General features: G+C 54.6%; 12 protein-coding genes. 3 read left to right on the top strand and 9 right to left on the bottom strand.

The genetic code is table 11. The features are described from left to right. Window positions 1-33: 33 nt before the first annotated feature. Window positions 34-651 (bottom strand): TetR/AcrR family transcriptional regulator, encoded by a 618-nt coding sequence (locus tag F6R98_RS17955; protein ID WP_228124946.1) that lies wholly within the window; start codon window positions 649-651, stop codon window positions 34-36. Window positions 652-812: 161 nt separating this feature from the next. On the opposite strand from F6R98_RS17955, the gene F6R98_RS17950 reads away from it, so the two are divergent. Together F6R98_RS17950 and F6R98_RS17945 are read left to right on the top strand one after the other, a co-directional pair. Then, window positions 813-2,273 (top strand): efflux transporter outer membrane subunit, encoded by a 1,461-nt coding sequence (locus F6R98_RS17950; protein ID WP_153250239.1) that lies wholly within the window; start codon window positions 813-815, stop codon window positions 2,271-2,273. Window positions 2,274-2,578: 305 nt separating this feature from the next. Then, window positions 2,579-2,752, top strand: a complete 174-nt coding sequence (locus F6R98_RS17945; RefSeq protein ID WP_153250238.1) for a hypothetical protein — start codon at window positions 2,579-2,581, stop codon at window positions 2,750-2,752. Between the two features lie 27 nt (window positions 2,753-2,779). On the opposite strand, the gene F6R98_RS17940 is transcribed toward F6R98_RS17945, so the two are convergent. From F6R98_RS17940 to F6R98_RS17910, 7 genes are all read right to left on the bottom strand, one after another. After that, window positions 2,780-3,936 (bottom strand): IS3 family transposase gene (locus F6R98_RS17940; protein WP_153250237.1). Its coding sequence is split into 2 segments (ribosomal slippage): window positions 2,780-3,687 and window positions 3,687-3,936, totalling 1,158 coding nucleotides; the frame shifts between segments, so codons are not numbered across the junction. 96 nt (window positions 3,937-4,032) lie between these two features. Further along, complete coding sequence (locus F6R98_RS17935; protein WP_265588106.1) at window positions 4,033-4,881, bottom strand: IS3 family transposase; 849 nt, start codon at window positions 4,879-4,881, stop codon at window positions 4,033-4,035. Window positions 4,882-4,898: 17 nt separating this feature from the next. Beyond that, window positions 4,899-5,216: a transposase gene (locus tag F6R98_RS17930; RefSeq protein ID WP_153249990.1), complete on the bottom strand. Its 318-nt coding sequence runs from the start codon at window positions 5,214-5,216 to the stop codon at window positions 4,899-4,901. 738 nt (window positions 5,217-5,954) lie between these two features. After that, a complete protein-coding gene (gene glnK / locus F6R98_RS17925; protein WP_153250236.1) occupies window positions 5,955-6,293 on the bottom strand; it encodes a P-II family nitrogen regulator in 339 nt (112 codons plus the stop codon). Between the two features lie 166 nt (window positions 6,294-6,459). Beyond that, window positions 6,460-8,367: an acetate--CoA ligase gene (gene acs / locus F6R98_RS17920; protein WP_153250235.1), complete on the bottom strand. Its 1,908-nt coding sequence runs from the start codon at window positions 8,365-8,367 to the stop codon at window positions 6,460-6,462. A 23-nt stretch (window positions 8,368-8,390) separates the two neighbouring features. Beyond that, a complete protein-coding gene (locus F6R98_RS17915; protein ID WP_153250234.1) occupies window positions 8,391-9,758 on the bottom strand; it encodes an alkaline phosphatase family protein in 1,368 nt (455 codons plus the stop codon). A gap of 12 nt (window positions 9,759-9,770) precedes the next feature. After that, window positions 9,771-10,676, bottom strand: a complete 906-nt coding sequence (locus tag F6R98_RS17910; RefSeq protein WP_228124945.1) for a DMT family transporter — start codon at window positions 10,674-10,676, stop codon at window positions 9,771-9,773. Between the two features lie 78 nt (window positions 10,677-10,754). Between F6R98_RS17910 and F6R98_RS17905 the strand changes: the two genes are divergently transcribed. Beyond that, window positions 10,755-11,114, top strand: a complete 360-nt coding sequence (locus F6R98_RS17905) for a DUF4156 domain-containing protein (protein ID WP_153250233.1) — start codon at window positions 10,755-10,757, stop codon at window positions 11,112-11,114. A gap of 74 nt (window positions 11,115-11,188) precedes the next feature. Here the strand turns inward: F6R98_RS17905 and F6R98_RS17900 are convergent, their stop codons facing one another. Continuing rightward, a complete protein-coding gene (locus tag F6R98_RS17900; RefSeq protein ID WP_153250232.1) occupies window positions 11,189-12,136 on the bottom strand; it encodes a hypothetical protein in 948 nt (315 codons plus the stop codon). Between the last annotated feature and the right edge of the window lie 121 nt (window positions 12,137-12,257).

Below are 12,257 nucleotides of genomic sequence, written 5' to 3'. Positions count from 1 at the left end.
AATATTGTCAATAGTCACTTACGGACAATTTCACTACGGAGCCAGACTGCGCAATACCAGGTTGGTGATTTGTCTGGGAGCTTCATCCACCTGGTCCAGGTTATGCTGCAGAAGCAACGGGTTCACGTAAGGTTCCATGACGAGAAAGATCGCATGCACTGTGTCGTCCAGCGGCGTTTTACGTTCGAACTCGCCTGCCTCCCGTCCTTCACGGATGATTTGCATCAGGGTTTTTCTGATGTGATCCTCGTAGGCCTGAGCCGACGGCCATTTCTCGGCAACTGAGTAAGCGGCGATGTCGTATAGCTTGCGATCGTTGAAAAACATATGCACAGAGGTCGCCACGGTGGTCTCGAACATCCTGCGAAATCTGTCCGTCGGCGTAGTTCCCTGGCTTATCGATTCGCTGACGGCATCCGTAATGGCGCTCAGGCACCTGGAACAGATAGCCTGACCTATGGCCTGCTTCGAATCGAAGAATTTGTATATATAAGCCTTTGAAAAACCTATCGCCTTGGCCAGGTCGGATACGGTGGTCTTTTCGTAGCCGTAGTGGCTGAAGTGTTCTCTGGCCGCTTCGACGATACGGTCGCGAACGCTGTGATCGGCTGGGCCGCGCGCATGTTGGGTGTTGGGTGTCTTGTCATTCATGCTGTCAGCATACATCGATAATTCATGATTGACAACGTGTGACCAACATGGATAATAGTCACTAATGGCGATTAGACTGTAGGAGCGGCTTTAGCCGCGTAGAGGCCGATCGCGGCTAAAGCCGCTCCTACGATTTGTTTCACACGTTCCGAGGTGTCTGAATGAATGGTAAATTTATGGGCTTTATTCCCGTCATTGCGGCGCTTGCGCTGACAAGCTGCACGCCAACCCGTGTCGATCCGGCTGTGCCGCTGCCTTCGGTGAAGGACTGGCAGCACGGGCAAGACGCAGAAGCCATTTCGAGTCAAGCCGTACTCGCGTCCTGGTGGCGGGGTTTTCGCGACCCGGTGCTGGATAAACTGATCGCCGAGGCGATGACCGCCAACCAGGATCTTCGCATCGCCAAAGCCAGGGTGCAGGAGGCGCAACAAATCGTCACGGTGACCGAATCTGCGCTCTATCCCTCGGTAGATTTCAATGTCGAGGGCGGGCGACAGAAAACCATCAACCGGGTTTTCGGGATAACGGGGCCTAATGGCACCAACCTGGTCGCCCCGGCGGGCAATGCCTTCACTGGCGGACTTGCCGCGCGCTGGGAAATCGACCTGTTCGGCGGCCGGCATCTGGATGCGGAAGCCGCAAACGCCCAGGCAGCCGGAATCCATGAAAACGAACATGCGGTACGGGTGGGTTTGCTGGCCCAGGTCGCGACGAATTATCTCGAACTCCGGGGCGTGCAGACCAGAACGCGCATTCTCGAAGACATTATTGCCTCGGAGCAGGAGCGGTTGCGGGTGATTCGTGCGCTACACAAGGCCGGTCTCGCCCGCGACGGGGATGTTGCCCGGCAGGAAACCCTGCTGCACGTCACCCAGGCCGGGCTGTCCGCTCTTACGGCCGAAGCGGATACCCTGATTCATCGACTGGGGGTATTGTCCGGCAAACCGCCGGCAAGCCTGCGCGATCGCCTCTTATCCGCCGCATCCTTGCCGGAGGCGGCTCCGAAACTGCCCAGGCTCATGCCTGCCGCGCTGCTGGAGCAGCGGCCCGATCTCCGTGTCGCTAAAACCCAGGTGGAGGCTATGGCGGCAAGCCTGGGTGCGGCGCGAACCGATCTTTACCCGAAACTGGTACTGTCGGTGAGCGGAGGCTTCGGGGCGTTGGCGATAGGCGGATTTCCCGCGCTTGCGGAAGGCGTTTACGGTTTGGGGGCGGGGCTCACGGCTCCCATTTTCAATGCCGGACGCATCCAGGCGCAAATTACAGCGGCGGATGCCCGGCTGGAACAGGCGGCGGCGAATTACGAAAAGACATTTCTGACGGCGATGGAGGATGTGGAGAATGCCTACGTTCAGTATCGTTCGATCACTACCCGGCGCGACGAACTGCTGCGGGCGGAAATCGAGGCGGAAAAATCCCGGCGCGAGGCCGACGCCTTGTTCCGGCGAGGGGTGGCGAATCTTTTGCAAGTACTCGATGCCCAACACGCCAAGCTGCAGATCGGCGATGAGCGGGCCAGGGCAGAGACGGGGCTCGCAGTAGCGATGGTCTCGCTATACAGGGCTTTTGGCGGAGGCTGGCAGGAGGAAGCGGTTCTGGTCAGCCGCGCGAGTACCGACTGATGTTTTTATCCGCCGGCTGGTGGGACGCCGCAATGGCGTTCACGGGGGGCCACCTGGACGGTTTCAACCAACAGGATGCACATACAATCGTAAGTATTCGGCTCGACAACCCGCTACGAAAAACGCATCATGAAAAAATGCTGTAATGTAATATTCTTATAAAACAACCTTCGTAGGAGCGGCTTTAGCCGCGATCAGTCTCTACGCGGCTAAAGCTGCTCCTACAGCGATATACAACGCTGGCTGAATAGTTACACACAATCAAGCCTTAATGCATTATTAACTCGCAATCAGGAGCCTACGCCATGCTGACACTGGACTTGGATCGCCAATTAGAAGCCCGTTTGCTGGAAATCGCTCGCAGGGAGCAACAGACGCCGGCCCAAATCATTAACCGGTTGCTTGCCCAGTATCTGTCCGTTCGGCAATCATCGGATCTGTTGGTGAATGTCGCAAATACCTTACCCGCCATCGCCTGATGTGTCAACACTTTTCCGGACACAAAGTTAAGCAGTTTTAAACTGCAATTCGTAGTCCACTGGCGACATATACTCGTTGGCCGAATGAAGCCGCTCCCGGTTATAAAAGACTTCAATATATTCAAATATACTCTGCTTGGCTTGCTCCCGAGTTTTGTAGTTTTCCTGATAAATCAGCTCTGTTTTGAGCGTATGAAAAAAACTTTCCGCAACGGCATTGTCCCAGCAATTCCCCTTACGACTCATACTTTGCCGAACACCGTGTTGCTTCAATAACATCCGATGACTTTCCGACGCGTATTGACTGCCGCGGTCGGTATGCCAGATCAGGCCTTTTTCCGGCTTACGCTTCCAAACCGCCATCAAAAAGGCATCGTTGGCCAACGCAGTGCGCATATGTTCAGCCATAGACCAGCCTACGACTTGGCGAGAATATAAGTCGATTACCACCGCTAAGTACAGCCAGCCTTCTTGCGTCGAAATATAGGTAATATCACCCACGTAAGCTTGGTTGGGCCGCTGGACGCTAAACTGGCGACCCAGAAGATTGGCTGCAACCGGCAGGTTATGCTGCGAATTTGTGGTCGCCTTGAAGCGGCGCCGGGTCTTACAGCGTAAATCGGCTTGTCGCATCAAGCGCCCAATTCTTCGGCGGCTCAGATGGATATCCCTCTTTCCCAATTCTATTTTCAGCCGTCGTGTGCCGTAGCTCCCGCGGCTTTTTTTAAATAACGTGCAGATTTTATCCGACAGCTTAGCGTCAGACTTTTCTGTGACCGACACAGGACCCTGTAGCCACGCATAATAAGCGCTACGGGAAACCTTCATAAAACGGCACATCGCTTTCGCTGAAAATTCATCGCGGTGTTGTTTGATCCAGGCGTACTTCACCGTTGTTCCTTGGCAAAGTACGCTGCCGCCTTTTTTAATAAATCACGCTCCTCCTTCAAGCGGCTGTTTTCCAGCTTTAGGCGCTTTAGCTCCCCGTACAAATGCTCGTCGGTTCGGACTGCCTTATCGTTCGCCTGAGGCCGGCTGTATTGATGAATCCAGGTATAAAGCGTATTCGGATTAATACCCAACTCTTTCGCCGTCTGCGCAGCCGGTTTGTCCGACTCATTCGCCAGCTTAACTGCCGAGGCCTTAAATTCTGCTGTATAGGTTTTCGGTTTTTCTTGACTCATTTCTGACACACTCTCCCTTTTCGAGGTAGTTTATCTGTGTGTCCGATTTAGTGTAGCCACTTCACTTGTAATGGTCAACAAAAACCGGACACCTGTTCAGGCAGCGTTTCTATAAAATTCCCGCTCGAATTCGAGTGGGGACTGGTAGCCCAATGTTGAGTGTGGTCGAAGGCCATTATAAAAAGCCAAATAATCGATCACACTCAGTTTTGCCGCCGCTTGGGTCTTGAATTTTTCGTAGTTGAGCTGCTCATGCTTCAAGCTGCGAAAAAAACGTTCGGTCGGCGAGTTGTCCCAGCAGTTCCCTTTGCGGCTCATACTCTGTTCCATCTTCATCACGTCTAAATGCCGGCGATATTCCCTGCTCGCATACTGGCTGCCACGATCCGAGTGATGCAACAGACCGGGTGGCGGTTTGCGGCGCCAGAAGGCCATTTGCAAGGCCTTGACGCACAGCGAGGCCCGCATGTGATCATCAATCGCCCAGCCCACGACTTGCCGGGAAAACAGATCGATGACCACCGCGACATAAAGCCAGCCTTCTAGGGTCCACACGTAGGTGATATCTGTCGTCCATACTTGATTGGGCTTGCCAACCTGGAATTGCCGGTCCAAGCGGTTGGGCGAAATGGCCTCGTTATGGTTACTATCGGTGGTGACCTTAACTCGCCTGGGATAGCGCACCTTCAAGTTTAAATCTCGCATGATGCGCCGCGTTTTAAAACGCCCAACGACAAAACCTTGTTTTTGCAGTCGATCCGCTAAACGACGCGAACCAAAGCACTGTTTATTGTCGATGAAAATCTGCCTCGCCTTCTCGGCAAGCTTTTGATCTTGTTGATCCTTATCGCTGTCCTGTCGGGCTTTTAACCACTCATAATACGCACTGGTACTCACCTGCATCACTCGACAGAGCACGGTCACTGGATACGTCTTCTGTTGCACCTGAATAAACCCGTACTTTATTCGGCTTCTTTCGCAAAGAAGACTGCGGCCTTTTTTAATATCTCGCGCTCCATTCGCAACTGTTCATTTTCCTTGCGCAAGCGAATCAATTCATCGTGATCCCCCAGATTCAAGCCTGGCTTTTTCGTCGCGGAGTCATTGCCGGAAGGCTTGCGTTCCGCACGAACCCAGCGCCCGAGGGCACTTAATGATATGCCCAAATGGTCCGCAGCCTGGTTCAGGCTGTAGCCTTTTTCAAGAACCAGCTGGGCGGCATCTTGCTTAAATTCCAGACTGTATTTGGGGCGCTTGTGTTTTTTCTCGTTTGTCTTCATGCTCACCTCTGCTGACAGTATAAAATCTGCCTTTCGAAGTGTCCGGCTTCATTAAACCATTACAAGCTGTAACGGCTCGCGTTTGAAAACGGTCGGGCTCGCATTTATCGCTATTTTGGGCTCAGATTAACTGCAACTCAAAGGGGTCTCCGGCTCACATTGTCTGCAAATGAGCTTGCATTTATCCGCGCCGGCTCGCATTCCATGGCGGCGGGCTCACATTAACTGCAAATGAAATCCAGACTCTGTACCTTGGCCGTAAGATGTGCATCACATGGGTATACCCTTGTGATACGGCCTGAATAAGACAGTTTTGGCGTCTCAATAGGGTTGTTTTGCTGTTTTTGTGGTGATGGCGTCTATGGTCTAAAGGCTAATGAGACGGACTCATGCCCCTTATGCTCTACCGATATGCGCAAATTTCATTTGCAAATAGCGCGAGTCGGCGGCGGAAGATTGCGAGCCTGCGCGGATAAATGCAAGCTCATTTGCAATTAATCTGAGCCCAACCGGTTTTCATTTACAGTTATTGTGAGCTGAAAAACAGGGGTAAATGCGAGCCCGACCGTTTTCAAACGCGAGCCCTTACATATACGGGGGTACGAGGCTCCGTTTTTTGGGCTTTATCGCGCGGCAGAGTCGTGCAGCTATGCCCGGCGCTGGTTCCGAGCATAACTGTGAAGCAGAACCGATCGCAACGATCGTGAAACTATTGCGTTTGATCGAGATGGGTAAGGCTTAAAGCGCCTGATCGCCGGTTTCGCCGGTTCTGATACGGATGACCTGATCGAGGTTGGAAACAAATATCTTGCCGTCGCCGATTTTTCCGGTGTTGGCGGCCTTGATGATGGCGTCAACCGCGCTTTCCAGCGCTTCCTCGCTTACGGCGGCTTCAATTTTGACCTTGGGTAGAAAGTCGACCACGTATTCCGCGCCGCGATATAACTCGGTATGTCCTTTTTGCCGCCCAAAACCTCTGACTTCGGTCACGGTAACGCCGTTGACGCCGACATCGGATAACGCTTCGCGCACATCGTCCAGCTTGAAGGGTTTGATAATTGCGGTAATGAGTTTCATGGTTGTTGCATCCTGTTGGTTGATATTTAGAGATATTGTGATTATTCGGCGTCTGGGTTTGGGGTTGGCGGTCAATCCCCGGGCTGCAGGAGCGGGCTTTAGCCCGCGAACCGTGTGTTTTCTTCGCAATGCGCCTGATCGCGCGGTGAAGCACGCTCCTACATCATTATTTATTCGCCCGATGAGCAATAATATCATTGACGACCGCAGGATCGGCAAGCGTCGATGTGTCGCCGAGCTGGTCGATTTCATTGGATGCGACCTTGCGCAGGATACGGCGCATGATTTTACCCGAACGGGTTTTCGGCAGCGCGGGCGCCCACTGAATAATATCGGGCAAGGCGATGGCGCCTATTTCCTTGCGCACCAGTTGCAATAACTCCTGGCGCAGCTGTTCGCCCGGTTCCGTGCCGATCATCAGCGTGACGTAGGCGTAAATGCCCTGTCCCTTGATGTTGTGGGGAAAACCGACCACGGCGGCTTCGGCTACCAGCGGGTGCAGCACCAGCGCGCTTTCGATTTCCGCTGTACCCATGCGGTGTCCGGAAACGTTCAGCACGTCGTCGACGCGACCGGTGATCCAGTAATAGCCGTCGCTGTCGCGCCGGGCGCCGTCGCCGGTGAAATAATGGCCTGGATAAGGCGCGAGATAGGTGTCGATAAAACGCTGATGATGCCCGTATACCGAGCGCGCCTGACCCGGCCAGGAGGTTTTAATCGCCAGTACGCCTTCGCATTCGCCGGATATTTCGTTGCCTTTTGCGTCCAGTATGCAGGGTTGGATGCCGAAGAACGGCAGCGTTGCCGAACCGGGTTTCAGTTCTGTCGCATAAGGCAGCGGTGTAATCAATATGCCGCCGGTTTCCGTCTGCCACCAGGTATCGACTATCGGACAACGCTCGTCGCCGACCACGCGGTAATACCATTCCCAGGCTTCCGGGTTGATCGGTTCGCCGACCGAGCCGAGTATGCGCAGCGAGTTGCGTCCGGTTTTCTGCACCCAGGCGTCGCCCAGGCTGTTCAACATGCGTATCACCGTCGGCGCGGTGTAAAAGATATTGACGGCGTATTTGTCGATGATTTGCCAGAACCGGTCCGGTTGCGGCCAAGTCGGCACGCCTTCGAACATCAGCGTGGTGGCGCCGTTGCAAAGCGGACCGTACAGCAGATAACTATGGCCGGTGATCCAGCCGACATCGGCGGTGCACCAGTAAATATCGCCGTCGCGGTAATCGAATACATAACGGTGCGTCATCGCCGCGTACATCAGGTAGCCGCCGGTGGTATGCAACACGCCTTTGGGTTTGCCGGTGGAGCCGGATGTATAGAGGATGAACAGCGGCGCTTCGGCATCCATCGGCAACGCAGGGCAATCGCTGTCAGCCGCAGCGCATGCTTCAGCGTAATCGACATCGCGCCCGTCGATCCAATCGGTCTTGCCGTTGGTATGCCTCACCACGAACACGGTTTTTACATTCGGGCAGGCCGTCAATGCTTCGTCGAGATTGGCTTTCAATGGGACGGTTTTCCCGCCGCGCAGACCTTCGTCTGCACAGATAGCGACTTCGCAATCGGCGTCGAGTATACGATCCCGCAACGAATCCGCGGAAAATCCGCCGAAAACCACGGAATGAATCGCGCCGATGCGCGTGCAGGCCAGCATGGCTACTGCTGCTTCGGGGATCATCGGCATGTAGATGCAGACTCTGTCGCCGGGTTTTACTCCGCGCGTTTTGAGGGCATTGGCGAACCGGCAGACTTCCGCGTGCAGCTCACGGTAGCTGAGTGCTTTCGAATGGGCGGGGTCGTCGCCTTCCCAGATGATGGCGGTCTGATCGCCGCGTGTTTCCAGGTGGCGATCGAGGCAGTTATAGCTGACGTTGAGCCTGGCGTTGGTAAACCAGGCTATATGGCCGCTTTTGAAGTCTGACGCGTTGACCTTGTCCCACGGTTCGAACCAGGAGACGAAACGCTGCGCCTGTTCGCTCCAGAAATTGTCCGGATCGGCAATCGATTGCCGATACAATTGCGTGTAATCCTCTGCTTTCAACGGTGTGCGTATAGGGTCGGTCATGTCGGGCGGCTCTTTAAAATGGCTCAAAATTGTAATGTATTCAATAAATTGTTGGCTGCCGCATCGCGGTCACCCAAAGCCTGCAGTCCAAAGCGCGTTTCAATTAATTTAAGTATGGATGTCGTGTCGTAAACAGTATGATCAATAAACCCGCGTTTGGCGAACGGAGAAATTATCAGCGCCGGCACCCGGCTGCCGGGACCCCAGCGGTCACCCTTGGGCGGCGGCACATGATCCCAGAATCCGCCGTATTCGTCGTAGGTAATGATCACGACGCTGTCTTTCCATAGCGGGCTGCTTTCGATCCGTTTCAGGGTTTGGGTAATATGCTGCTCACCGCTGAGTACATCGGCATAGCCGGGGTGCTCGTTGAAGTTCCCTATCGGTTTGTAAAAGGATACAGCGGGCAGATTGCCCGACTCTATGCTTTTGATGAAGTCTTCTTCATCCTTCAGATGTTTTTTTCGTTCATCGGTATTTTTCGCGTAACGCTGGAAGTACACGAAAGGTTGATGATGAAACTGAAACAGCCGGTCCGCCCGGCCCGATTGCGCATCATTCCAGCCGCCCGCGTACCATGCCCAGTCGACGCCCTTGTCCGACAGCCTGTCGCCGATGGTGGGCTGCGTTAGCGGCGGCAGATATTTTTCCGGCGCAACGCCGTCGGCGTGCGGTTTATTGGCCGGTTGCAGGGTGTTGACGGCGTAACCGTCCGGTGTCACCGCGCCGTCGTGCAGCAGCTCGCCTGCATTGCCGATTTGCGCACGCAGAGAGGCCGGAGCGCTGTCGAGCCTGGGCGTACAGGCGCAAACCAGCCATAAATGATTCAGAAAGGAGCCGCCGTAAGCGGCCTGAAAAAAATGATCCGCCAAGGTATAGCGCTGCGCATATTGCCAAAGCGGAAAGTTGCGGGCATCGTAATAGCCCATCGCAAGAGCGCCGGCGGACGATATGTCCGCAAACCGGTTCATGCGCCCGCCATTGATTTGCAATTGATGCTGATAAAAGCGGTGCGTCAGATCCGGGGTGCGTTGATCAGGCGGGATGTAGTCATTAATGACGAAAGGCGCATTCGGCAGATTGCTGAAGCGCGTATCCACATGCGCCGGAGAATCATGACCGTTTCCGACCTCGGGCAGATAACCGAAGGTTTTACCCTTGGCGTCGATCTGCAAGGTTCGGGCCGGCTCAGCCTGCGCTATGCCGTCGGCTCCCGGAAACTGGCCGTACAGGTTGTCGAAACTGTGGTTTTCCAGATAAATGACGATGATATGGCCAATCTGGCTGGTTTTGGACGAGGTCTGGTTAATATTTTTTGGCGTATTTTTGCAGGCGATAAATGCTGCGCACAGCAGCAACAGGCCCAGCCAATACCCACCTTTTTTCCGCATAATACCTCCTTCTTAATCGCTCCAGGTTCTGCTGCGCGCGGTCAGAAACGGGAGAGCGACGCCGCAAAGCAATATCAGCGTACATCCCGCAAGCGCATTGGGTCCGGGTATCTGGTTGAACAGCGCCAAACCCCATAACAGATTCATGACCGGCGTAGTATACCCTACCGCGCTGACCAAGGCTGCGGGAGCGGTTTGATAGGCGCGGGTCATCAGCGACTGTGCGACGCTGGCCGCGAAGCCGCCCAGGATGGCGAGCGCCCAGACGCTGCCGGTTTGCGGCCAGCTCAAGCCCGCGTATCCGAACCAGCCCAGATGCAGCATGGCGGAAACGATGCAAAAGTAAAAAATCACGGTTTCCGGCGTATTGCTTGTACCGGCGCGCGCGACCATCAGGTAAGCCATGGCCGATAACAGGCTGGCGCTCATCGCGATGAGGCGTCCAGGAGTCGATTCTTCGTTTAAGTCGAATGGAGCAAATATCAGACCGATGCCGCAAAAAGCGCCGATAACGGCAAACCAGGTTAGTGGCGAGTTGGGTTGCCGCAACAGCCATGGACCCAGCGCAACGATGATAACGCCGCTGCTGGCGCCTAAAAATGCGCTTTCAGCCAGACCTAGCAACTGGATAACCGCGAACGAAAGCACCATCGCCGTTCCGCCGAAAAGTCCGCGCAGCCACAGCGACGGACGTCTGTCGCCCCATAGTGCGCCGGCTTGCCGCACAAGCATGGCCGGAACCGCTAGCACGGCAAGATTGATCAATATGCGGATAAAGCTGATCGCGGTGACGGGTAATCCGGGCTCGCAGTAGGCCGAGGCGTATACACAGACGCTCATTACCGAAAAGAAAAAACACGCGCCCAGCATGTAGACAAGTCCCCGCGCCGCCGCCGGTCTACGGTGCGTTTTTTTCAAAGCCGATTGCAAGTGTAAGTCTTGCTCTCTAAATTTGGGGTCAAACTTGAGATTTTCATTTGCGAGTATGAGGTTGTTATGACAGCGAGACGTTTTGCAGTGCTATCGATTATTGCAGCGGTGTTGCCGGCTTGCGCCGCGATACAGGCGACGCCGACCGGTGAAAAGGTGCAGATCATTACTGAAAAACCGGCAGCTACGTGTAATTTTCTGGGAGAGGCGGTCGGCAGCCAGGGTAATTTTATCACCGGACGCTATACGCCGAATGAAAACCTGCTGATAGGGTCGAGAAACGATCTTAGAAATAAGGCCGCGGCATTGGGCGGTAATGTCGTGCAGGTGATCGAAACCTATCGCGATCATGCATCGTTGCCATTGCGCGATACGCACGGCACTACCAATATGCTGGTGCTGGGCCGGGTTTATCGTTGCGATTGATGTGCTTGATGAGGTGCAGAAAAAAGGGGAGCCTAAGCTCCCCTTAACTTTAGCTGCAAACTCTAACCGCTGGATTAGAACTTGAAGCCGAGGTTGACGCCGGTCTGGAAGCCGTCCAGCGATATGCCTTTGATTCCTGCATTCTGAGCCGCGGTAGTCTGCTGATTCAGGTTGTTGCCGAAGAACTGGTAACGGAAGTCGAAACCGGCGAACAGGTTCTTGGTGAAGTCGTAATCGAGACCGGCGCCGAGCAGCAGGCCAGGGCTCAGTACGGTAATGGCGCTGCTCGGCAGACCGGAAACGCCGATGGCCAGACCGACCGGGATCACCCAGGGGCTGAAACCGCCCAGATTGTTGACGCGGAGCTTCGGCGATGCAGTGATCTGCAACTGGTCGATGCTCGGGTTGGTGCCGATGCCGGTAGTGGTCTTTCCGACTACGACATTATTATACAGCGTGCCGTAATGCATGTAGTTGATGGCCAATTCGCCGTTCAGGGACAGCGCGTCGGTCAAACCGAAGAGGTTTTGGGTCAAACCGTGTTCCACGCCCACGCCTACGCCCCAGCCGACACCTGCGCCTGCTCCGTTTGCCGTAACATTAGGGGCGGGGTTGCCGGCGACCGCATTGACAGCGCCGTCAGCAGAACCGTTGTAGGAGACATTATGTGTCAGCGCCGCGTAGTTGCCGCGGAAGAACAAACGGTTATGCGGTTCTTCGTCCTTCGCGATTTCTGCGTCCTGAGCCGCTTCTTTAGCCTGAGTCTGAGCGACAACCGCGTTCAGATTCGATTTGGCTTCGGTGCGGGTTGCGGCGATCTGGCCGCGCAGTTGCTGAATTTCGGCTTCCAGTTTGGCGACCTTGCTGTCCAGGTCGTGTTCGACGCGGCTTTCAACCTGACGGGCGTTAGTATAGCTGGTAGCGGCATGGGTGGTTTTTTTCTTGTTTGCAGCGGATGCTACGCTAGGGACGGTCATCGCGGCGGCGATCGCAATCGTCAAAGCAGTCTTGGTCATATTCATGGGGTATATCTCCATTGATTTATCGGTTTTCTAGGTAACCATCGTTGTCAATAGACAACAAATTGTTGCTGGGTAAATCTAACAGAATAGAAAAATCACAACAAGTATTTTTTGGGAAATA

The organism is Candidatus Methylospira mobilis (assembly GCF_009498235.1).
Classification (GTDB): domain Bacteria; phylum Pseudomonadota; class Gammaproteobacteria; order Methylococcales; family Methylococcaceae; genus Methylospira; species Methylospira mobilis.
The sequence above is the reverse complement of the archived record's forward strand: the minus strand, read 5'-3'. Positions and strand labels throughout refer to the sequence as shown.